Origin of the sequence: Bradyrhizobium sp. CSA112, from assembly GCF_029051645.1 — a bacterium.
Taxonomy (GTDB): Bacteria; Pseudomonadota; Alphaproteobacteria; order Rhizobiales; family Xanthobacteraceae; genus Bradyrhizobium.
Genome location: NZ_JAACFS010000001.1, coordinates 786712 through 808550, shown reverse-complemented (window position 1 = coordinate 808550; position 21839 = coordinate 786712). Strand labels below are relative to the sequence as shown.

Below are 21839 nucleotides of genomic sequence, written 5' to 3'. Positions count from 1 at the left end.
CTAGCGCTGGATGCCGGCGCGGGCGAACGCCGCCTGCGCTTCGCCGTTCATGTAGACGTCCTTGCGCGTTACCTCGCCGCGCGGATTGACCGTCACCACATCGAGCATCTCGACCCTGGCCGTGAACGGTGCGCCGCCCGGCTCCTTGAGCGGAAGTATCATCGTCCATTCGAACACCCAGTGCTCATCGCCGGAAAACCAGCGGCCCATCTCGAACGAAAAGTCGAATTTTGCGAACGTATCGATGCAGTGCTGCCGCAAGGCCCCCCGCCCGCGGACGGCGGCGGACCCGTCATGAACATGGAAGACAGTGTCTTCCGAATGGAGCGAAGCGATCAGATCCGGGTTTTTGGTTTCCCAGCCGACATGATAGCGTTCGAACACGTCCCGGAGCGAAGTTGCGTGTTTTGCAAGTGCGGCGGTGGCTGTCATGGTTTTCTCCCTTGGGTTGGGAAGAAAACTAGCGCGTGCGGGATTTTTCGCGTTGAATAAACGTGCGGGAGTTGCGGCGGATTGGTGGATCAATGGATACGGTGAATTGTGCCTCCGGATGATCCACCCTGCGTGGTCGAGATCGGAGGCCGGATTTGCGAAGCGTAGTCCGCCATCACAAGGACAGCTGGATGAGAGGATATGGCGGATCACGCCTCCGGCTACTAATCCACCCTACGAGTTGGAGACCTTTAAGTCAGCGACTGCCCCACACCGATCATGTTTCCCTCGCTGTCGAGAAACCAGCAACCCAGTTCGGCAATCCCCTTGCTGGGGTAGTTACCCTCCACACGCGCAATGCCATCGACGGTCACGAGCGGTGGGCTATCATAGTCGAGGAGTTCGAGACCCCGGCTGCGCAAAAGCGCGGCCGTGGCGTGGATGTCGTCGACGGTGAAGGCGAGTTGCGTGAATGTTCCGGGCGAACTGCCGGCCGAAGTAAAGATCGAAAATTCACCTTCCCCGATGCGGTAGCGAAGACCGCCGGGACGCTCCTCGACGGGCTCCAGGCCGAGCTTTTCGGCATACCAACGTCGCGCCCGCATCAAATCCTGCGCTGGCAAACGTGTCGCCACGCTGCGGAAGCTTTTCTGGTTCTCCGGCATTCTGGACTCTCCTCAATCGATCGGTCTGGCGCCTCTGGCCGTTTGAAGAATGTTCGGCCGTCGATCGGGTTCCATCAACACGGTAAGACGGGTGGAGCGAAGCGATACCCATCAATCGCCATTTGTGAAGGGTGATGGGTTTCGCAAGCGGCTCAACCCATCCTGCGGGCCGCGCGTCAGTCGCGCGATATGGACAGCCCCGCGAGAAGCGGAGCGTACGCGGCGAGCCTGCGGGATACGAACTCAGTGAAGAGCCGCACGCGCTTCGTCTTGCGTGTCTCCCCCTGTGTGAGGAACCAAACCGTTCCGTACATGTGCAGGTCGGTGCCCGGCACCCTCACCAGTAGGGGGTCGGCATCGCCAACGAAGCACGGCAGTGTCGTCATCCCGAGCCCTTGCCGTACAGCAACGATCTGCGCCTCGGCGTCCGTGATCCTGAACGGACTCCCCGTGGTGCGAACCTCACCCTCGCTGGCCCAATCCGGAATTCCATGAATGCTTATGACGATCCACCGGATGGGATCAGGCGCGCCCGCACGCCACGCGGCTAGTCGATCGCAGGACATGTAGACGCCGCCGAACAGCTCCGGTCCCTTCATGCCGTGAAGATTGAGCGGCAGGGTTTTGCGGTCGTAGACGACGCGGATCGCGACGTCGGCCTCTCGGTTGGTCAGATTTGCCAGCTCGCCGGACGACAAGATTTCCATCTCGATGTCCGGATGCAGACGCGCGAAATCGGCGAAGTCCGGCATGAGCAGGTGTGTCGCGAGGGGCGGCGCCAGCGTCACCCGCAGAAGCCCGCGCACGCCCTGGTCGCGCCCGAAGACGCGCGTCTCCAGCAGGTGCGACGACGCTTCCATCTGGTCCGCGAACTCGAGGACCTCCTCGCCCGCAGCCGTCAGGCGGTAGCCCGAAGGCAGCTTTTCGAACATGTGGACCCCGAGGCGTTCCTCGAGCTGGGCGATGCGTCGCAGCACGGTCGCGTGGTTCACACCGAGGCGTTCGGCGGCAGCCCGCACCGAGCCTCCGCGCGCGACGGCAAGAAAGTAGCGAACGTCATCCCAGTCGATCATGGTGCAATCCCGCACCGCGCGGTGCGCCTTCCAAAGCCCGTATCTAACACATCGAACAGCAGTAAGGGCGGTCATCATAGCCTATACCGACAAGCACGGCCCAATTCCGAACGGCGGACACCGATCATCTCGGCTGGCGTCGGTCGTCCAGCCGGATCGTTTTCGCACCACCGATGTGCGCGCTTCCGCACTCAACGCCTGACGCCGGCAGACCCATGTCGAGGTTCTCGGGGGCAGATGCTGTCCCGACACCACGAAAGGAGAAGTTATGGGAAAGCTTGAGGGTAAGGTTGCAGTCATCACGGGTGGATCGAGCGGTATGGCACTGGCGAGCGCCAAGCGGTTCGCTGAAGAAGGCGCCTATGTTTTCATCACGGGCCGGAGGCAGGAGGCGCTCGACGAGGCCGTCAAGCTGATTGGCCGGAACGTGACCGGCGTGCGCGGCGACGCGGCCAATCTCGACGACCTCGACCGCCTGTTCGACACGGTCAAGCGGGAAAAGGGCAAGATCGACGTCCTGTACGCGAGCGCCGGTATGGGCGAAGGCGTCCCACTGGGCGAGATTACCGAGCAGCACTTCGATGCGACCTTCGACCTGAATGCGCGCGGCACGCTGTTTACGGTTCAGAAGGCGTTGCCGCTGTTCAACGATGGCGGATCGATCTTCATGACCGGGTCAGTTGCTTCGATCAAAGGTTTTCCTGGTTACAGCGTGTATGCGGCGAGCAAGGCGACGTTGCACGCATTCGCACGCGGTTGGCTCAACGAACTGAAGGGCAGGAATATCCGGGTGAACGTGCTGCACCCGGGGCCGATCGCCACACCGATGCAGGACCAAGTTCTCACCGAGGAGGCGAAGCGGATGTTCGAATCCCTGATCCCGCGGGGAAAGATGGGTCGTTCTGAGGAAATTGCGGCGGTCGCGCTGTTTCTTGCTTCAGACGATTCGAGCTTCGTGAATGGGGTGGAGTTGTCGGTCGACGGCGGCTTCTCGGCCATCTGAAAGGCCGGGGAATCATTATCAACACGGATCGGAGAAGTATTATGAGCTATGCGATTGTAGGATTCGGTAAGATAGGCCAGGCTCTCGCCCGGGCCTTCGCCCGTAAGAACATCAAGGTGGCCGTCGCGAGCCGCCGGCCGCCCGAGGCATTGGCGCCGCAGGCTCGGGCGATTGGACCCACGGTCGTCGCCAAGTCGCTGCGGGATGCACTCGAGGCCGACACAATCATCTTGGCGGTCCCGTTCGGGGAGCATCGCGAGGTTGCGAAGGCCCTGCCGAGCTGGGAAGGCAAGACAGTCATCGACGCGATGAACGCGTTAGTTCCCCTTGAGGAGCTGGACGGTCTCCCGTCCTCCGCCTTCGTCGCGAAGGCGTTCACCGGCGCCAAGCTCGTGAAAGGTTTCAATCACCTGATTGCGGCCACCTTGGCTGCCGATCCGATCGTCGAGGGCGGCCACCGGGTCGTCTTCCTGTCTGGTGACGACGAGGACGCGACCGCTCCCGTGGCGGCCTTGGCCAAACAACTTGGGTTCGCACCCGTCAAGCTGGGAAAGCTCAACGAGGGAGGCGCGCTGGTGCACGCACGCGGCCGCACTTGGGGCCAGCTCATCTTCCAGGATTTGTTCAAGAAGGAGCAGTAATCGATCTACGACCGTGTGATCGACGCCGAGAACTGGTCGCGCGCGCTAACTTCTTCGAGCAGCGCGCGACCGAATATTTGAAGGCCACAAAGTCGCGAAGGTTGGGGTGGGCCTGACGGCGTATGGGCGCCGTTCGAAGAGCGGGGAGACGCCCGACAGAGCGGCAGATCTGCGGGTCACCTGGAATCTATCGACTGCTATCGATGGCCCAGGATTCGCTCGAGTGTCCTCTGCTATCCGATACTACTCCACGGTACTCCCCTTCACTCCCACTCAATCGTCCCCGGCGGCTTGCTCGTCACGTCGTACACCACCCGGTTCACGCCCTTCACCTCGTTGATGATCCGCGTCGCGGTCTGGCCGAGGAAGCTCATGTCGAAGGGATAGAAGTCGGCGGTCATGCCGTCGGTTGAAGTCACGGCACGCAGGCCAACGACGTATTCGTAAGTCCGGCCGTCGCCCATCACGCCGACGGTCTTCACCGGCAGCAGCACGGCGAAGGCTTGCCAGATGGTGTCGTAGAGGCCGGCTTTGCGGATCTGGTCGATATAGACGGCGTCGGCCTGGCGCAGGATGTCGAGCTTTTCTTTTGTGATGTCGCCGGGGCAGCGGATGGCGAGGCCGGGGCCTGGGAACGGGTGGCGGCCGACAAAGATTTCAGGCAGGCCAAGCTCGCGGCCGAGCACGCGGACCTCGTCCTTGAACAGTTCGCGCAAGGGCTCGACCAGCTTCATGTTCATGCGCTCGGGGAGACCGCCGACATTGTGGTGCGACTTGATGGTCACCGACGGGCCGCCGGTGAAGGAGACGCTCTCGATCACATCAGGATAGAGCGTGCCTTGGGCGAGGAAATCCGCGCCGCCGAGCTTTTTCGCTTCCGCGTCGAACACGTCGATGAAGAGGCGGCCGATGGTCTTGCGCTTCGCTTCCGGATCGCTGACGCCTGCGAGCTCGCCGAGGAATTGCTTCGATGCGTCAACATGCACCAGCGGGATGTTGTAGTGATGCCGGAACAAGTCGACGACCGTCTCGGCCTCCTTCAGCCGCAGCATTCCATGGTCGACGAACACGCAGGTGAGCTGGTCGCCGATCGCCTCATGGATCAACACCGCAGCGACGGCGGAATCGACGCCGCCGGAAAGGCCGCAGATCACCCTGCCCTTGCCGACTTGCGCGCGGATTTTTTCGATCGCCTCTTCACGAAACGCGCGCATGGTCCAGTCGCCGGTGAGGCCGGCGACCTTGCGGACGAAATTGCGGAGCAGCTTGGCGCCGTCGGGCGTGTGCACCACCTCGGGGTGAAACATCAGCCCGTAATATTTGCGCTTCTCGTCCTGGATCACGGCGAACGGCGCGTTGGCGGAGATGCCGGCCACCGTGAAGCCCGGCGGCATTTTGGTGATGCGGTCACCATGGCTCATCCACACCGGATGACGCTCGCCCATCGACCAGGTGTCGTCGAACAATTTGCTCGCCGTCTTCACCTCTACATCGGCGCGGCCGAACTCGCGGTGATGGCCGCCCTCGACCTTGCCGCCGAGCTGGGCGGCCATGGTCATCTGGCCGTAGCAGATGCCGAGCACGGGAACGCCGGAATCGAAGATTTTCTGCGGCGCGCGGGGCGAGCCTTTTTCATGCACCGATTCCGGACCGCCGGAGAGGATCACCGCTCTGGGCTTCATCTCGTCGAAGGCGGCTTCCGCCTTCTGGAACGGCACGATCTCGGAATAGACGCCCTCCTCGCGCACCCTTCGCGCAATCAGTTGCGTCACCTGACTGCCGAAGTCGACGATCAGAATCTTGTCATGCGCCGAGGCCACTGAAGGCGTCGACGACTCGCGGGCTTGCTGTGCTGCTGTCATGGTAAGCAAATACGCGACGGGGAGCGGCCTCGCAACCGCGAGAAGGCTGTGGCCCACATTCTTCTGCGAGGATGGACAAAATACATATAGGTCAGTATTATTGACCCAATTTGCGCGAACATCTGCGGCTCCGCGCACAGGGCAAGATCAGGCAGGGTCGGCGAAATCTCGTGCATCTGTCATTCCGGGGCGATGCGAAGTATCGAACTATGGTGCGCAATTGCGCACCTGAGAATCTCGAGATTCCGGGGTGCTAACGCACCATCCCGGAATGACGGTTGTCTCTCGCTCAACGCAGGATCATCCCACATGAAAATTCCCACTCTGCCCTTCACCGTCACCGACTGGAGCGGCGTCGCCGCGACGACCCATCCCGGCGTCACCGGCGAAGCGCTTTGGCGCACGCTCAATATCGGCGATCTGCGCGTGCGGATGGTCGAGTATTCGCCTGGCTACCTCGCCGATCACTGGTGCGACCGCGGCCATGTGCTTTACGTGCTGGAAGGCGAACTGGACAGCGAGTTGCGCGACGGGCGCACGTTCAAGCTCAAGCCGGGCATGAGCTATCAAGTGTCGGATTTCGGTGACGCCGCGCATCGCTCATCGACGAAGACCGGCGCGAAGTTGTTCATAGTGGATTGAGCCCCGGCGTCATTCCGGGGCGCGAAGCGAACCCGGAATCTCGAGATTCTCAGGTGCGCAATTGCGCACCATAGTTCGATGCTTCGCATCGCCCCGGAATGACGGGCCCGTCACGCCTTCTTCAGCACCGAGACGAAGAAGCCATCCGTACCCGTGCGGCGTGGGGTCATCAGCCAGCCTTCGGCGGACTGCAGCGCAGCCTTCTCAAAATCTCCCGCCTTGTCCCAGAGCACGCTCGCGGTCTCGTTCGGTGGCTGAATCGAAAATTCCGGATGACGCGTGACGAACGCGCGGACCTGATCGCCGTTTTCCGCAGGGAGCACCGAGCACGTCACGTAGGCGATCCGGCCACCCGGCTTGACCAGGGCGGCCGCGCGATCAAGCGCTTCAGCCTGGTCCTTCAAACGGACTTCGAGCGCGCCGGGGCGCATCCGCCATTTGGCGTCGGGGTTGCGGCGCCAGGTACCGGTGCCGGTGCAGGGCGCGTCGATCAGGACGAGATCGGCTGACGCCCTGATGTCGGCCAATGGATCAGTGTCGCCCTTCGGCGCGCGAATTTCGGCGTTGTGGACGCCGGCACGGGACAGCCGTTCGTAGATCGGCGCGAGCTGGCGCTTGTCGCGGTCGGTCGCGATCAGCCGGCCCTTGCCTTGCATCATCGCCGCGAGCGCCAGCGTCTTGCCGCCGGCGCCGGCGCAGAGATCGATCACCTGCTCGCCCGGCTTCGCGGCCGTGAACATCGCCGCGAGCTGCGAGCCCTCGTCCTGCACTTCGATCGCGCCCTTGATGAAATCCTCCTCGGCATGGATGCCGGGGCTGCGCGCGTCGGCGCCGAGCTCGATGCGCAGGCCGATCGGCGACCACGGCGTCGGCGTAGCGCCGAGATGGGCGAGCGAGGCGAGGATTTTTTCGCGCTTGGCCTTCAGCGTGTTGACGCGCAGATCGAGCGGCGCACGGCTTGCCATCGCGGTCGCCTCCGCGACGCGATCATCGCCGAACACCGCTGCCAGCGGCGCATCCAGCCATTCCGGATAGTCGCCGGCAATGTGCGGTGGCGCGCCGTCAAGGGTATGCGAGGTGAGCGCATTGCGCTCGGCCTCGCTCAGCGGTTCCGGCGCAAAACGGCCGCCGTCGCAGAGCGCCGATATCGCGTCCGTGCTCATGCCGCGCTCGAGCCGCATCATGCCGAGCACGCGCGCCCGCGGAGTATCCGCATCCATCAGCCAGGCGCTCGACGCGCGCCGCCGGAGCACGTCCCAGATCAGGCCGGAAATCGCCGCGCGGTCGCCCGAGCCGGCGTAGCGATGCGCCGTGCCCCACTCCTTCAGCGCTTTTGCGGCCGGCACGCGTTGCGCGTCGATGGTTTCGATCAGTTCGATGGCTGCGGACAGCCGGGCAGCGGGAGTCATTCAGGGCTTTCCGTTAGCGTTTTCGAGCGAAGTGGGCACCGGTTCGCGTGAAGAAAACGCGTCAAACAAGAGACTAGATCAGAAGCAGCAGCTTCAGCGCGAAGTAGATCCACATCACGAGCAGCACCAGCGCGCCGGCGAACCAGGCCAGGCTGCGCTGCTGGATGTTGTTCGACGTGACGAAAATGCCGGCATGGGCAAATCGCGTCACCACGAATACCCAGGACATCAGCACGATGACGAGATCAGCCCGGCGCAGCGGCAGAGCCAGCGCGATCAGGATGTAGAACAGGAGGGGTACTTCGAACTGATTTGAGAAGCAATTGCCGATCTGGGCGACGCGGGCCGGATATTTCGGCTGCCCCAGCGCAATGTCTTTCAGGCTGGTTTCCCGGGCCTTCACTGCGCGAGTGCGGGCCGACACCATCCAGAACATCAGGAAGAAAGTGAGCCCGATCAGCACGAAGACCGGCAGCAAAACCATTTGAACCGACATGAGAATCTCCCCCGGAACCTGCGCCCGCCTTAAAGCAATAACGGGACGTCCCTCACCTGACAAATCCACTTAGCGAAGCCCGCTTGAACCACAAACCGAGCCCAGGCGACGAACTATTTATAATTTCGATGGTTCTGGTTCCGAACCGGCCATCAAGCAACCCGCGAGCAGGCGATGAACATCTCCTCCCCGATCCTGACCGGCGCCGGCCGCGCCGCAGAGCTGCCCGGCGATTCCGTGACCTCCCTGCTCCGGACCATGGGCTTCAGCGACGGTCCCGATGGCGGCCTCGGCATCGTGATGTCGGCACTCGCCGGCGTCGCCGCGGCACTGGCGGTCGCGATCATGCTTTCCGTCTATTTCCGCATCGGCCACCGCAGCCGGCAGGATCTGGTCAAGCACGGGCTTGCCGCGTCCGCGGTACTGGTCCTGCTCGCCTTCGTGATCTCGGATATGCGGCAGGCCGCGCTGGCCTATCTCGGCCTCAATCCGGCAAAGCCCGCGGTGGAATTTGAAATCCGCCTGCCGCAGGCGACGTTGACGACCGCCGCCGACACCCAGGTCGAGCTGCTGACCGACCGGAACCAGAAACTGGCAAAGGTCCAGGAGGCGCTGGCCTCCACCGCCGACGGCCATAGCATATTATTACGGGGGACGGTGACGCTCGATTACCGCACCACCGAGCGCATGATCGTGCTGAACCTGCCCGGCCGGGCCCAAAGCATGTTCCGCCTTCGGCTGCCGGCAAGCCCCTCGCATTCGGATCAGTTCGGGCCGTGGCATCTGGCCGACGACATCGTCTCCGTCAACGGCGGACCGGTGACGACAGAGATTCACGATGCCTTCGCGATCCGCTACCGCGTGCTCTGACGCGCGGCGCTGGGCAGGTACGGCGCTGGAGTGCCTGTGTTGCCCATTTGCCCTGAAGGACAAGGATGGCAAGACCGCAGGGCACATTTGCTTTGACGGGGACAACTAGCGCCTTACTCTATCCCTGACAGCCGCCAAAAAAGAGCGGCCGCGGGAGGAGTGCAACTTTGCGATTTCGCGATCAGGACATTGTTTTCGCTGGCGGCGCCACCGGACAAAGCAAGGGACAGAATATCGACATTCTCACCGCCAATCCGGTCAACTACTTCCACGTCATCAGCAATGCCGCCGATCTGCCGAGACTTGTAGTCGACGGCAAGCTGTTCCTGCCGGCTTCGAACGATCGCAGGCGCAACGGAAAGCTGCCGCTGGTGATGGTGGTGCCGGGCAGCCTCGGCGTTGCGCCTTCGCATCTGGCGCATGCCGAGACGATGGTCAGCGACGGCTTTGCGGCGTTTGTGCTGGATAGTTTCGGCGCGCGCAATGTGACTTCCACCGTCGCCAACCAGACGCAGTTCTCATTTGCCGCCAGCGCCTATGATGTGCTCGCGGCCTGGCAGGTGCTGGCGGCCCATCCCGAAATCGACGCTTCGCGGATCGGCGCTCAAGGCCACAGCCGCGGCGGCTCGGCGGTGCTGACGGCGGCGACGCGCCGCTTTGCCGATGCGGTGGTCGGCGCCGGCGCCGGCTTTCGCAGCGTGCTCGCCGCCTATCCGTGGAGCGGTCACCAGTTCCTCGATCCCTCCGTCGACGAGACCGAAATCCGCGTGCTGATGGGCGATGCGGATGAATGGTGCTCGCCGATGCAGGTGCAGGGCCATTGCCAGGCCATCCGCCTCTCCGGCGGCAAGGCGACGATGCGGCTGATCGGCGGCGCGCAGCACAGCCTTGACCGCGGCACCGGCATCGAGAACGTCGCAGAGGCCTCGGTTTCCCCAGCCGCGCCGACCGCCTATATCGCCAATGACGGCGCCTTCATCCATCCGCTTACAGGCGTCGCGGAAAGCAAACTCATTGATCGCGACCTGATGATCTATGCGCTGAAGGCCGGCTATGGCCGCAAGGGCGCGAGAATTGGAAGCCGCGACGGCGATGCCGAATTGTTCAAGGCTGATATGTTGGCGTTCTGGCGAAGGACGTTGGGGTGAGTGAACAATTTGCGACACTGAAGACTGTCATCACCCGCGAAGGCGGGTGATCCAGTATCCCAGAGCAGTTGTGGTTGAACCGCGAGGCCTCGGCGTGCTGGATACCCCGCTTTCGCGGGGTATGACGGTCGAGGACGGGGCGACATTTGGGCCTATCCATTTCCGCCGTCATCGTTCCGACTTCAGGTCCGGCTATGATCGGACCTAAAGGACTATCGCATGCACGAATTTCGCCTGACGCAAATTTCCGACACTCACCTCGCCCGCCGCCTGCAACAACTCACCGACAATTTTCATCGCGTCAGTGAGTATATCGATGAGACGCGTCCAGATCTCGTCATCAACAGCGGCGATCTCGCATTTGATGCCCCGACCAGCCCGGACGATCTCAAATTTGCGAAAGAATTACATGACACACTGCCGGTGCCGTGTCGCCATTTGCCCGGCAATCACGACATCGGCGACAACCCGACGGAAGTCGGCCCCGCACCGAAGCAACCGGCGACCGAGCGCGAGCGGCAGAACTATCTGTCCGTGATCGGCGAAGACCGCTGGCGCTTCGATGCGGCCGGCTGGAGCTTTATCGGACTGAACTCGCTGATCATGAACACCGGGATCGAGAGCGAGGCAGAGCAGTTCGGCTGGCTGGCTTCAGAGCTTGGGCGCATCAACGGCAGGCCGGTTGCGCTGTTCCTGCACAAGCCGCTTTATCTGAACACGCCGGATGATCCCGAGACGGAGGCAACGGCAATTCGCTATGTGCCGCAGCCGCGGCGCAGAAGTTTGATCGAGATGTTTGCGGCGGTCGATCTGCGGCTGGTGGCCTCAGGCCACGTGCATCAGCGGCGCGACTTCACCTTTGGCCGCATCCGCCACGTCTGGGCCCCATCGGCCGGTTTCATCATCTCCGATGCAAGACAGGAACGGATCGCCGTCAAAGAGGTCGGGCTGGTGGAGTATCGCTTCCAGCCCGACGCCTTTGAGGTCCGTTACGTCAAGGCGCCGGGACAAACCGATGTTGATCTGGATTCACTGATTTGACAGGAGTTCCCAGACTTCAGAGCGTCTCGAAATCCCGCCGGCCGAGTCAGTACCGCTCAACGTAGCCATAGTAGGAACCGTCGGTCCAAGGCTCGCTGGCAAATGCGCCCACCCGGGGGGCCGGGTGAAACCGGTTACCGATATAGTAGCCCGGGGGCGTGGTCCTGACACCGTAGCCTCCTGTAACGTAACCGGAGTTCGGATAGTAGCCCATCACGCCGGGTTCCTGGTAGACCACTTGAGCCATTGCAGGAGTGGCCAGCATCGTTGCGGCAACCAGGCCGAGCGATAGTTTCTTGAAGTTCGTCATTTGGCTTCTCCATTGGATGTCAAAGCCAAACGACAGTTGCGAAAGGACGTTCCCCGATCCGCCTCAAGTGAGCGTGAGGTGTGTTCCCTGCAACCCGGGGGCGAGAGCCCGGTTCTGATTGAATCAGAACCGGGCTCTCGCTTCTTGTTTTGACGCGTTTTCTTGACGCGAACCGGTGTCCACTTCGCTCGAAAACGCTATAGCCTCAAACCTTATCGGGTCCGACGCGCACGAGCTGCTTGCCGAAATTGGCGCCCTTGAGAAGCCCCATGAACGCGGCCGGCGCGCTATCGAGGCCTTCGGTGATAAACTCCTTGTGCTTGACCTTGCCCTCACGCACCCACTGCGACATGTCGCGGAGGAAGTCGGCGTGGCGCGCGGCGAAATCGCTGACGATGAAACCGCGGATGGTCAGGCGCTTGGTCAGCACGGCGCGCATCAACGACGGCGCCCATTTCGGCGCCACCGCCTGCGTATCGTTGTAATGCGCGATCAGGCCGCATACGGGAACACGTGCGAACGCATTGAGCAGCGGGAACACCGCCTCGAACACCGCGCCGCCGACGTTCTCGAAATAGACGTCGATGCCCTTCGGGCAGGCGTCCTTCAGCTTCGCCGCCAGATCCGGATCGCGATGATCGAGGCAATCGTCGAAGCCGAGCTCGTTCTTGACATAGGCGCACTTGTCCTTGCCGCCGGCGATGCCAACCGCGCGTGCGCCCTTGATCTTTGCGATCTGGCCGACGGCCGAGCCGACCGCGCCCGAAGCGGCGGCAACAACCACGGTCTCGCCGGGTTGCGGCTTGCCGATGTCGAGCAGGCCCGTATACGCCGTCATGCCGGGCATGCCGAGTACGCCGACCGCGGTCGAGATCGGCGCGATCTTGGGATCGATCTTTGCGAGGCCCTTGCCGTCGGAAATCGCATGCGTCTGCCAGCCGGCGCGTGACAGCACGATGTCGCCCTTGGCGAACGCGGGATTGTTCGACGCGATCACTTCGCTGACCGTCCCGCCCTCCATCACGCCGTTGATCGGCACCGGCTGCGCATAGGACGGCCCGTCGCTCATGCGGCCGCGCATATAGGGATCGAGCGACAGCCAGATGGTACGCAGGAGCACCTCGCCGGCGCCGGGTGTCGGGATCTGGCAATCTTCGAGGCGGAAATCAGAGGGTTTGGGTTCGCCGACCGGGCGTGCGGCGAGAACGATGCGCTTTGCTGATGCGGACATGGGTTTCCTCCGGTTCTTGTTAGTTCGTCATTGCGAGCGAAGCGAAGCAATCCATTCTCGTCAACGAAAAAGAATGGATTGCTTCGTCGCTAACGCTCCTCGCAATGACGGTGGCGAGCGCCGCGTCCCAGCCCAAAACGCCGTCATTCCGGGGCGCGAAGCGAACCCGGAATCTCGAGATTCCGGGTTCGATGCTACGCATCGCCCCGGAATGACGACGGATCGTGGATTACGCCCCGCCCGGATAGTTCGGGCTCTCGCGCGTGATCGTCACATCGTGCACGTGGCTTTCGCGCAGGCCCGCGCCGGTGATGCGGACGAACTGCGCCTTCTCGTGGAATTCGGCGAGATTGCGTGCACCGACATAGCCCATCGCGGCGCGGAGGCCGCCGGCGAGCTGATGCATGACGTTGCCGACCGGGCCCTTGTACGGCACCTGGCCCTCGATGCCCTCGGGCACCAGCTTGAGCGTGTCCTTGATGTCCTGCTGGAAGTAGCGGTCGGCCGAGCCGCGCGCCATCGCGCCGACCGAGCCCATGCCGCGATAGGCCTTGTAGGAACGGCCCTGCCACAAAAACACTTCGCCCGGTGTCTCGTCGGTGCCCGCGAGCAGCGAACCGACCATGGCGATATCGGCGCCAGCCGCGAGCGCCTTGGCGAGATCGCCGGAATATTTGATGCCGCCGTCGGCGATGACGGACACGTCGGCCTTCTTCGCCGCCTCCACCGCATCCATGATCGCGGTGAGTTGCGGCACGCCGACGCCGGCGACGATGCGCGTGGTGCAGATCGAGCCCGGGCCGATGCCGACCTTGATCGCGTCTGCGCCCGCATCGATCAGCGCCTGCGCGCCCTCTTTCGTTGCGATATTGCCGGCGATCACCTGCACGGCGTTGGAGAGCCGCTTGATGCGGTTGACCGCCTCCAGCACGCGGGAGGAATGGCCGTGCGCGGTGTCGACCACAATCAGGTCGACGCCGGCGTCGATCAGCCGTTCGGTACGCTCAAAACCGCCCTCGCCGACCGTGGTCGCGGCTGCCACGCGCAAGCGGCCGTGCTCATCCTTGCAGGCGAGCGGATGCGCGACCGCCTTTTCCATGTCTTTCACGGTGATCAGGCCGACGCAGCGATACTGGTCGTCGACGACCAGGAGCTTCTCGATGCGGTGCTTGTGCAGCATCCGCTTGGCCTCGTCCTGGCTGACGCCCTCGCGCACCGTGACGAGGTTTTCATGCGTCATCAGTTCCGAAACTTTCTGCTTCGGATCGGTCGCAAAGCGGACGTCGCGGTTGGTCAGAATGCCGATCAGCTTGCCGGGCGCGTTCTTGCTGGCGCCGGTGACGACGGGTATGCCGGAAAAGCCGTGATCCTTCATCAGCGCCAGCGCGTCCGACAGCATCGCATCCGGGCCGATGGTCAGCGGATTGACCACCATGCCGGATTCATACTTCTTGACCTGCCGCACCTGCGCGGCCTGCCCGTCGGGATCGAAATTGCGGTGGATGACGCCGACGCCGCCGGCCTGGGCCATCGCAATCGCCATGCGCGCTTCGGTGACCGTGTCCATGGCGGACGCCATGATCGGGATGTTGAGCGGGATCGCGCGGGTCACGCGGGAGCGGATATCGGCCTCCGAGGGCAGAATATCCGAGAGACCGGGTTTCAGAAGCACGTCGTCGAACGTGAAGGCTTCACGGATACCCTGAAGTCCCTGCGCCATTGCCAACTCCTTTCGGCGGCTCACCGCCGCGATCATTAATGTGGATGAACGCCGCCTTCGGCGATGCTATCGGCATCGCCGTCGAATCGAAGCCCATCGATGGGGTTGACGGTGGTCGATAGCATGGCAGGACGCCGAATCAAAGCGTTTGCCAGCTATGCACAGGCTTTTCGGGAAAAGCCGCAATCCCAAGGGCTTACCAAGGGCTTAGGGTTAGGTGCGGCTTTAGCGCGGGTACCCCGGCGGCGGGCCGTGCTGGCGTATCGCCTCGACCACCTCGCGGTGCCGGCGATCCTCCCGCTTCATGTGGACCGCGATCAGCGCATGCGCCGAGGGCACCAGCAGCAGGACGTGGAAAATCAGCCCGAAAATCAGGCAGAACACGATCAGGACCAGGTTGAAGATCGCCGAAAACGGCTGCCCGTTCAGGAGCAATCCGAGCGGCGGCAACAAGGCAGCGAGGACGTAGATCATGCGGACCTCCAGCGGCTGGCGCGGTGCATACCAGCGTCACGCAGGATTTAGGTGGTTTGCCCGGTTCCGCAATGGCTTGTGTGAGAGCGGGATGATACAGGCCCGTCGCCTGCCTTTTTCTTCAGTCCCCCGATCCCGATGGACAAGCAACGCCTGATCCCGCTGATCGTCGCCACCGCCCTGTTCATGGAGAACATGGACTCGACGGTGATTGCGACGTCGCTGCCGGCGATCGCGGCTGATATCGGCACCAGCCCGCTGACGCTGAAGCTGGCCATCACCTCCTATCTGCTGTCGCTCGCGGTATTCATTCCGGCCAGCGGCTGGACTGCCGATCGCTTCGGTGCGCGCATGGTGTTCTCGATCGCCATTGGCGTGTTCATGATCGGGTCGATTGGCTGCGCGCTGTCGCAGAACGTGCATCATTTTGTCATCGCCCGCATCCTGCAGGGCATGGGCGGCGCGATGATGACGCCGGTCGGACGGCTGGTGCTGTTGCGCTCGATCGACAAGAGCGCGCTGGTCAATGCGATGACCTGGGTGACGGTGCCGGCGCTGATCGGGCCGGTGATCGGTCCGCCGCTCGGCGGCTTCATCACCACCTATTTCTCCTGGCACTGGATCTTCCTGATCAACATCCCGATCGGGCTGCTCGGCATCTTCATGGCAATGAAGTACATCGACCCGATCAAGAGTGAGGATCCCGAGCGCTTCGATCTCTACGGGCTGGTGCTGGCCGGCATCGGCCTTGCCGGCATCGCCTTCGGCCTCTCGGTCGCCGGCCTCGGCCTGTTGCCCTGGCCGATCGTCGCCGGCCTCGTCGCGATCGGCACGATCTCGATGACGCTCTACGTGATGCATGCGAGGCGGACCGGGTCGCCTGTGCTGGATTTCTCGCTGCTGCGGCTTTCCACCATGCGCGCCAGCATCATCGGCGGCTTCCTGTTCCGGCTCGGCATCGGCGCGCTGCCGTTCCTGTTGCCGCTCTTGATGCAGGAAGGTTTTGGCCTGACGCCGTTCCAATCCGGGCTGGTCACGTTTGCCTCGGCCGTCGGCGCCATGGGGATGAAGACGCTGGCCGCACGCATCATCCGCGCCTTCGGCTTCCGTTACATGATGACGGTCAACGCCGTCGTTAGCGCGGTCTTCCTCGCCGCCTGCGCCCTGTTCACGGTGACCACGCCGCTGTTGCTGATCTTCATCATCCTTGTCGTCGGCGGCTTCTTCCGCTCGCTGCAATTCACAGCAATCAACACCGTCGCCTATGCCGAGGTCGAGCCGGCACAGATGAGCCGCGCCACCACGCTCGTCAGCGTCAACCAGCAACTGGCGATTTCGGCAGGTGTCGCGGTCGGCGCGTTCTCGGTGGAATCGACCATGCTCTATCAGCACGTCACCGAATTGAGTGCCGGTGTATTCCCGCCGGCATTCATCGTGGTCGCGATCGTCTCGGCGGTGTCGGCATATTTCTTCTGGCAGATGCCCGATGACGCCGGCCACGAAATCTCGGGCCGTAAGGCCGTCGAGATTTCCAGCCGCAAGGGCGCGGAAAAGGCGGCGACCAAGGCCGCCAGCGAAGGCACCGGGGACGCGCGGGATCAGCGGCTGGGCTGATCGGACGCAGCATCGCCCCGCTTGACGGCAGCACCGGCAAGGCTAGGGCCCCGAACCTCTCCGAGAGTTTTTCCGTTGCCGGTATGTAGGACGGCCGACATTCAAAAATTCGCCGTGAGAGTCAGAAAGCGAACGGAAGCCCCGCTGCCAGTCCGTCATATACTTTGGTATAGGCGGGCGCGACGCGGTCATCCGCGGCAGCACCTGCCCTTGTTGGAAGTTGGGGGAATGGTTCTCGGCTTTGCGGCACAGCACGTGCCTCGGAAGGGGCCCGGGAACAAAAATCCGATCGTTGTTGATTTCAGTTTCGCTTGAAAGGATGAAAACCCGTGAGTGATGCCAATATGAACGTTGACGTGAATAACAATCCGCCGAACCCGAAAGCGGCTGGACCACACGAAAAGCGCGGATTTGACACGCCGTTCTTTGCGGCGCCGGGGATCTTTGATGGGCTCGCCGAGCAAAACCTGATCCGTGCGAAGGAAAATATCGAGAAGATGAAGATGGCGTCGGCAGCGATCAACGACGCTCTCCGGGAAGCCTATTCCGCCAACGCAAAGGGTGCTGCGGACTACGCCGCCAAGGTCATCGAGTTCTCCGGCGCCAATACGAGCTCCGCCCTCGATTTTCTCACCGATCTCGTGGGCACGAAGTTGCCCTCGGAAATCCTGCAGCTCGCCGCCGCGCAAGGCTGCAAGAACTTCCAAGCCACGGCGGCACAGAGCCGGGAGCTTTGGGTGCTCACTCGCAAGGTCGCGAGCGAGACCACCGATCCGATCAAGAAAAGCTTTGCCAGCGTGCTGCAGAAGGCGGCCTAGTTCCTAGTCGAACCTTTGCAGCCCGCCGGGATCGGCTGGAACAAGCGCTCCCCCGTGAGAAGGGCGCACTCCAGCCGATGAAGACCAAAATGCCGACGCGAAAAAAATCAGGGACCGAGGAGCAATGATGGGCGTCGTCATGATCAAGTGCCCGGAGACGGGTCGCGCTATCCCGACGGGCATGAAAGCGGATCGGGAACGGTTTAGCTGCAGCCCGGTGTTTTTCGCGCGTACCTTCTGCCTGATCTGCGAAGCCAGTCACGAATGGTTTGCCAGGGAGGCCTGGGTTCACGAGCCGGCAGAGAAACGGCTTAGGCCGAGGGTTACGCTTGCCCTGCAACCAGCGTAGAGCCGCGGAGACCTTGCTGCCATTCCGTCAATGGCCCCTTGCCCGCGGCCCGATCATTCCCTGGCGTCCGGTGCGCCGATGAATTTCGTCTGCCTTGGCGAATAGGGAGGCTTGGCCGCGGGGATTGTCCGCCGGCCGGGCGTGCCCGGGCGGCGTCATCTCGTCCGACAAAACGATCCGACCGATCCTGCGGCGCATGAGTTGGTAGCATTCGCATGCCGCTGCTTCGAGCCGTGGTCTGTCAATCTCGATCGAGCCGCGACCATTGGATCGAACTGCGCCCGAATCGCGAAGCTTGGAAATGACCTGCGTCACTGTCGTCCGCCGCACGCCGAGAAATTCCGCAAGCGTCTCCTGCGTCAGCGGCAGGACGTCCCCGTCAACCCGATCGTGGACGTGTAACAACCACCTCGCCAGACGCGCCTCGACCGAGTGCAGCGCATTGCAGGCCGCGACGTGCTGGAATTGCGCCATCAGTGCCCTGTTGAGAGTTTGAACCGTGCCCCTCAATGCGCTGCTGCGTTCAAGCGCCGCCTGAAATTGTGCCGGCGAAATCTGCAGCGCGGTCCCCGCTACCCGCACCACCGCCGTCATCGGAGAGCGCGAAGGCCCGAGCGTCGTCAGCACGCCCGCAGCTCCGTCATTGCCGACGACGGCGGTCGCAACCGTTTGGCCGCTCGGCATATCCATGATGAAGGCGATCAAGCCGCTAAGAGGGAAAAAAATCCGTTGTATTGGGTCGCCCGACCGCACCAGCACGGTGTCCCGTTGAAGCTCAACCAGTCGGAAATGACGCACAAGCAAATCGAGGTCTGCTGTCGGCAACGCAGCTAACAGTCGATTACCAACCCTGGTCTTCTGCTCCATCACGGGAATACTCCTTCCCCGACGGATGCGCCGCACGCTGCAGAACTACTGCTGGCGTCACGCTGCATGCGAATAAACAGACCGCGCCCAACTAGTACTATACGCCATGCGGGAAAAAGTTCCAATGGCGTCGCTCAGGCCTCGACGCCCCTCTGCCGCTGCAACCGACGCAGAACATCCGCCGGGCACGCCTACGGCCGATTGGATTGTCCGCGAAATCCCATCGCCAGCACGTAGCGCTCCGACGAATCCTGCCGGCTGGACGCGGGCTTCACGTGACGCACACTGGAGAAGTCGCGCTTCAGTTGTGCGAGCAGTTCGCCCTCGGCGCCGCTTTGAAACACTTTCGCCAGAAACGTGCCGCCGGGGTTGAGCACGTCGCACGCAAAGGCCGCCGCCGTCTCGACGAGGCCGATGATGCGGAGCTGATCGGTCTTGCGGTGGCCGGTAGTGTTGGCGGCCATATCAGACATCACGACGTCGGCGCGGCCGCCCATCATGGCAATGAGTTTTTCCGGCGCATCCTCGGCCAGAAAGTCGAGCTGCGCGAATTCGACGCCGGGAATCTCCGGCATCTCCAGAAGGTCGATCGCAACCACCTTGCCCTTGCCGTTGACCGCGCCGACGCGCCTTGCCGCGATCTGGCTCCAGCCGCCGGGGGCGGCGCCGAGATCGACCACGGCCATGCCGTGCTTGAGGAAATGGTACTTGTCGTCGATCTCGATCAGCTTATAGGCCGCGCGCGAGCGATAGCCGTCCCGCTTGGCCTTCGCCACATAGGGATCGTTGAGCTGCCGCTCCAGCCAGAGCTTTGATGACAGCTTGCGCTTGCCGCCGGTCTTGACCGTGACGTGCAGCCGTCCGGTAGTGTCTTTCGCCATATCGGTGCTTGTCTTTGAAATGTCCGCCGAGACCCGGCGCCTGAAATCAATAGCACGGAACCGGATGAGCATTGAAGCGAGTATGATGACGTGCCTGCCCTACCATCCGGGCGCTAGTCCCATCAGCCCCATGACGGGCACACGGAGATCGACAGGATCGACGAATATGCCATCTGCCCCGCCTTCCTTTCTTGAAAAATGGCAACACCAGCGAAGCGACGGCCTGCAATAGTGGCACCGGAGCGACTCACCGCCTTACGCTCTGTCTTGTTCGCACGATTAGTTGGTTTCTGCTCCGTGAGACCGAAAACACATCGGCAGGGCTGGAACGGTCGCACCCTGATCGCGTTGCTCGGGAAGGGGCTGGGGGCAAGTCATCAACCTGCAATCAGCGGAGAACGAAGATGGCAAATCCACGCCAGGAGGAAAAGTCTACGCAAGGCATGGAAGACGCAGCCCGCCGCGCCAGCGAGAGGACTGCCGAACAGACCGGCCGTATCGGACAGGTTGCGGCTGAGACCGGGGAGGAAGTGGCTCGGGTAAGTGCCAATCTGCTCAAGCAAAACGCCGAGACGGTACAGAACGCCTGGCGGCTCGGCCTGGATATGGCGACCACGGTCATGGGCCGGTCTACCGAGCAGTTGGGTCGCACGCTCGGCTTGTCGGGAGAAGGGGTGCAACAGGCAACCGAACGGTCGGCCCGCAGCGCCCAAAGCATACTTTACACCAGCACCGCTGCTGCCAAAGTGATGGGCGGAATGTCTCGAGAATATTTGCAGTTGGTTCGGAATCAGGTCGAGAAGAACATGGACCACATGAATGAATTGTGGACCTGCCGAACGCCTCAGGACTTTGCAGCCGTACAAAGTGATATGCTGCGTGAGACCGTGGAAACTGTTCTGGAGAGCAGCCGTCGGATAGCCGACATGTCGCTCAAAATGGCCGACGATGCCGGAAAGCAGATCAATCAAAATATGGAAGAGATCCGGCGCGCCGCCTAGTTCGGTCCGTTGCGGGACTTTGAAGGTAAGAGCGGCTGCGCCTCAGCCGCTCTCACCTTTCTTGGGCATAGCGCAAGGTTTTTGACCCAAGGTGAGCGCACAGATAGATATGCAATCCGACAGATAACAACGCGGCCAGCGCATCAGCACGCCTTCAGCGCACCGTCTTCGCGCATCATTTCGACCAGCATGCCTTCGCGCAGGCCCCGGTCGGCGACGCGCAGCCGCGGCAGCGGGAATGCGTCGCGGATCGCGTCGAGGATGGCGCAGCCGGCCAGCACCAGATCGGCGCGCTCGACGCTGATGCAATTGTTGTCGGCGCGCTCCTGATAGCTCATGCCGAGCAACCGCTGGATGACGGCGGTGACGTCAGAATCGTTCATCCAGATACCGTCGATGCGGCGACGATCGTAGCGCGCCAGATTGAGGTGGACGCCGGCGAGCGTCGTCACGGTTCCCGAGGTGCCGAGCATATGCATATCGCGCAAATCCGTGCCGTGCTCGGCCGCGAACGGCGCCACATATTGCGCGACTTCGCCCACCATCCGCGTATAGGATTTGGCCGTGACGTCACGCCCGCCGAAATGCTCGGCCAAAGTGACGACGCCGAGCGGGATCGACATCCATGCCTTTATCCGCGGCCGGGCATTCTGCTCGGCGGGATCGCGCTCGATCCGGACCAGTTCGGTCGAACCGCCGCCGATGTCGAACAGGATCGCGCCCCGGCCCTTCGGATCGAGCAGCGGCGAACAGCCGATCACGGCGAGCGTCGCCTCGGTCTCGCGATTGATCACCTCGAGCCGGATGCCGGTCTCGCTCGCGACCCGCGCGCGAAAGCTGTCGGCATTGGCGGCGGCACGGCAGGCTTCGGTTGCGATCAACCGCAGGCGCCGGGCCTTGCGGTAACGGATCTTGTCGCTGCAGATGCTCAGCGCCACGATGGCGCGCTCGATAGCCGCCTCGCTGATGGAACCGGTTGCGGAAATGCCCTCGCCCAGCCGGATGATCCGTGAAAACGAATCCATCACGCGAAAACTGTCGCCGGCCGGACTGGCGATCAAAAGCCGACAATTATTGGTGCCAAGGTCGAGCGCGGCATAGACACCGTTAGCCGTGACCGCCGCAACCGACCCTGACGGGCTTGCGCAGGTCTCAAGACCTTCGCGCAGCCGCGTATCGTCCTTCATCAAACCTGTCTTTCCGCGGCCTCTCCCGGGCCGTCGAAGAAAATCACCGTTCACGGAAACTTTAGCAGCGCCAAGGGGCTGCGCAACAACCCATCACATAGGACT

The 21839-nt window shown here is 62.6% G+C and carries 22 protein-coding genes; 9 read left to right on the top strand and 13 right to left on the bottom strand.

Annotation, left to right across the window (positions count from 1 at the left end):
* From GWE18_RS03970 to GWE18_RS03960, 3 genes are all read right to left on the bottom strand, one after another.
* A complete protein-coding gene (locus tag GWE18_RS03970; protein WP_275184467.1) occupies nt 1–432 on the bottom strand; it encodes a nuclear transport factor 2 family protein in 432 nt (143 codons plus the stop codon).
* A 251-nt stretch (nt 433–683) separates the two neighbouring features.
* Nucleotides 684–1097, bottom strand: a complete 414-nt coding sequence (locus tag GWE18_RS03965) for a VOC family protein (RefSeq protein ID WP_275184466.1) — start codon at nt 1095–1097, stop codon at nt 684–686.
* Nucleotides 1098–1273: 176 nt separating this feature from the next.
* On the bottom strand, nt 1274–2170 hold the full coding sequence (locus GWE18_RS03960; protein ID WP_275184465.1) for a LysR family transcriptional regulator: 897 nt from the start codon (nt 2168–2170) through the stop codon (nt 1274–1276).
* A 268-nt stretch (nt 2171–2438) separates the two neighbouring features.
* Here GWE18_RS03960 and GWE18_RS03955 point away from each other — a divergent pair, with 268 nt between their 5' ends.
* Nucleotides 2439–3173, top strand: a complete 735-nt coding sequence (locus tag GWE18_RS03955) for an SDR family oxidoreductase (protein WP_275184463.1) — start codon at nt 2439–2441, stop codon at nt 3171–3173.
* Nucleotides 3174–3214: 41 nt separating this feature from the next.
* On the top strand, nt 3215–3814 hold the full coding sequence (locus GWE18_RS03950) for an NADPH-dependent F420 reductase (RefSeq protein ID WP_275184462.1): 600 nt from the start codon (nt 3215–3217) through the stop codon (nt 3812–3814).
* Between the two features lie 263 nt (nt 3815–4077).
* Here GWE18_RS03950 and guaA read toward each other — a convergent pair whose 3' ends face one another.
* Complete coding sequence (guaA, locus tag GWE18_RS03945) at nt 4078–5676, bottom strand: glutamine-hydrolyzing GMP synthase (protein ID WP_275184461.1); 1599 nt, start codon at nt 5674–5676, stop codon at nt 4078–4080.
* 309 nt (nt 5677–5985) lie between these two features.
* On the opposite strand from guaA, the gene GWE18_RS03940 reads away from it, so the two are divergent.
* Nucleotides 5986–6318: a DHCW motif cupin fold protein gene (locus GWE18_RS03940; RefSeq protein WP_275184460.1), complete on the top strand. Its 333-nt coding sequence runs from the start codon at nt 5986–5988 to the stop codon at nt 6316–6318.
* A gap of 110 nt (nt 6319–6428) precedes the next feature.
* On the opposite strand, the gene GWE18_RS03935 is transcribed toward GWE18_RS03940, so the two are convergent.
* Both GWE18_RS03935 and GWE18_RS03930 read right to left on the bottom strand, forming a co-directional pair.
* Nucleotides 6429–7727: an RsmB/NOP family class I SAM-dependent RNA methyltransferase gene (locus tag GWE18_RS03935; protein ID WP_275184459.1), complete on the bottom strand. Its 1299-nt coding sequence runs from the start codon at nt 7725–7727 to the stop codon at nt 6429–6431.
* Nucleotides 7728–7800: 73 nt separating this feature from the next.
* Nucleotides 7801–8223: an MAPEG family protein gene (locus tag GWE18_RS03930; protein ID WP_275184458.1), complete on the bottom strand. Its 423-nt coding sequence runs from the start codon at nt 8221–8223 to the stop codon at nt 7801–7803.
* 174 nt (nt 8224–8397) lie between these two features.
* On the opposite strand from GWE18_RS03930, the gene GWE18_RS03925 reads away from it, so the two are divergent.
* From GWE18_RS03925 to GWE18_RS03915, 3 genes are all read left to right on the top strand, one after another.
* Complete coding sequence (locus tag GWE18_RS03925; RefSeq protein WP_342804219.1) at nt 8398–9093, top strand: acriflavin resistance protein; 696 nt, start codon at nt 8398–8400, stop codon at nt 9091–9093.
* Between the two features lie 167 nt (nt 9094–9260).
* The gene (locus tag GWE18_RS03920) at nt 9261–10241 is read left to right on the top strand and encodes a dienelactone hydrolase family protein (protein WP_275184457.1); all 981 of its coding nucleotides are present in this window, start codon (nt 9261–9263) and stop codon (nt 10239–10241) included.
* A 219-nt stretch (nt 10242–10460) separates the two neighbouring features.
* Nucleotides 10461–11282: a metallophosphoesterase gene (locus GWE18_RS03915; protein ID WP_275184456.1), complete on the top strand. Its 822-nt coding sequence runs from the start codon at nt 10461–10463 to the stop codon at nt 11280–11282.
* A 46-nt stretch (nt 11283–11328) separates the two neighbouring features.
* Here the strand turns inward: GWE18_RS03915 and GWE18_RS03910 are convergent, their stop codons facing one another.
* The 4 genes from GWE18_RS03910 to GWE18_RS03895 all read right to left on the bottom strand — a co-directional run bounded on the left by GWE18_RS03910 (nt 11329) and on the right by GWE18_RS03895 (nt 15017).
* Nucleotides 11329–11592 (bottom strand): hypothetical protein, encoded by a 264-nt coding sequence (locus tag GWE18_RS03910; protein ID WP_275184455.1) that lies wholly within the window; start codon nt 11590–11592, stop codon nt 11329–11331.
* Nucleotides 11593–11797: 205 nt separating this feature from the next.
* On the bottom strand, nt 11798–12823 hold the full coding sequence (locus GWE18_RS03905) for an NADP-dependent oxidoreductase (protein ID WP_275184454.1): 1026 nt from the start codon (nt 12821–12823) through the stop codon (nt 11798–11800).
* A gap of 229 nt (nt 12824–13052) precedes the next feature.
* Nucleotides 13053–14543, bottom strand: a complete 1491-nt coding sequence (gene guaB, locus GWE18_RS03900; protein WP_275184453.1) for an IMP dehydrogenase — start codon at nt 14541–14543, stop codon at nt 13053–13055.
* A 225-nt stretch (nt 14544–14768) separates the two neighbouring features.
* Entirely contained in the window at nt 14769–15017 is a 249-nt protein-coding gene (locus GWE18_RS03895; RefSeq protein WP_057855275.1) for a hypothetical protein, read from the bottom strand.
* 138 nt (nt 15018–15155) lie between these two features.
* Here GWE18_RS03895 and GWE18_RS03890 point away from each other — a divergent pair, with 138 nt between their 5' ends.
* Nucleotides 15156–16631, top strand: a complete 1476-nt coding sequence (locus GWE18_RS03890; RefSeq protein WP_275184452.1) for a DHA2 family efflux MFS transporter permease subunit — start codon at nt 15156–15158, stop codon at nt 16629–16631.
* Nucleotides 16632–16960: 329 nt separating this feature from the next.
* Nucleotides 16961–17449 carry a phasin family protein gene (locus GWE18_RS03885; protein WP_275184451.1) on the top strand — a complete coding sequence of 163 codons (489 nt, stop codon included), beginning with the start codon at nt 16961–16963 and terminating at the stop codon, nt 17447–17449.
* Nucleotides 17450–17825: 376 nt separating this feature from the next.
* On the opposite strand, the gene GWE18_RS03875 is transcribed toward GWE18_RS03885, so the two are convergent.
* Both GWE18_RS03875 and GWE18_RS03870 read right to left on the bottom strand, forming a co-directional pair.
* Nucleotides 17826–18665 carry a Crp/Fnr family transcriptional regulator gene (locus GWE18_RS03875; RefSeq protein WP_275184669.1) on the bottom strand — a complete coding sequence of 280 codons (840 nt, stop codon included), beginning with the start codon at nt 18663–18665 and terminating at the stop codon, nt 17826–17828.
* A 191-nt stretch (nt 18666–18856) separates the two neighbouring features.
* Nucleotides 18857–19546 (bottom strand): RlmE family RNA methyltransferase, encoded by a 690-nt coding sequence (locus GWE18_RS03870; protein WP_275184450.1) that lies wholly within the window; start codon nt 19544–19546, stop codon nt 18857–18859.
* 404 nt (nt 19547–19950) lie between these two features.
* Here GWE18_RS03870 and GWE18_RS03865 point away from each other — a divergent pair, with 404 nt between their 5' ends.
* Nucleotides 19951–20547, top strand: a complete 597-nt coding sequence (locus tag GWE18_RS03865; protein ID WP_275184449.1) for a phasin family protein — start codon at nt 19951–19953, stop codon at nt 20545–20547.
* A 143-nt stretch (nt 20548–20690) separates the two neighbouring features.
* Here the strand turns inward: GWE18_RS03865 and GWE18_RS03860 are convergent, their stop codons facing one another.
* Nucleotides 20691–21734, bottom strand: coding sequence for a Ppx/GppA phosphatase family protein (locus GWE18_RS03860; protein WP_275184448.1), 1044 nt, complete (start codon nt 21732–21734; stop codon nt 20691–20693).
* Nucleotides 21735–21839 lie beyond the last annotated feature (105 nt).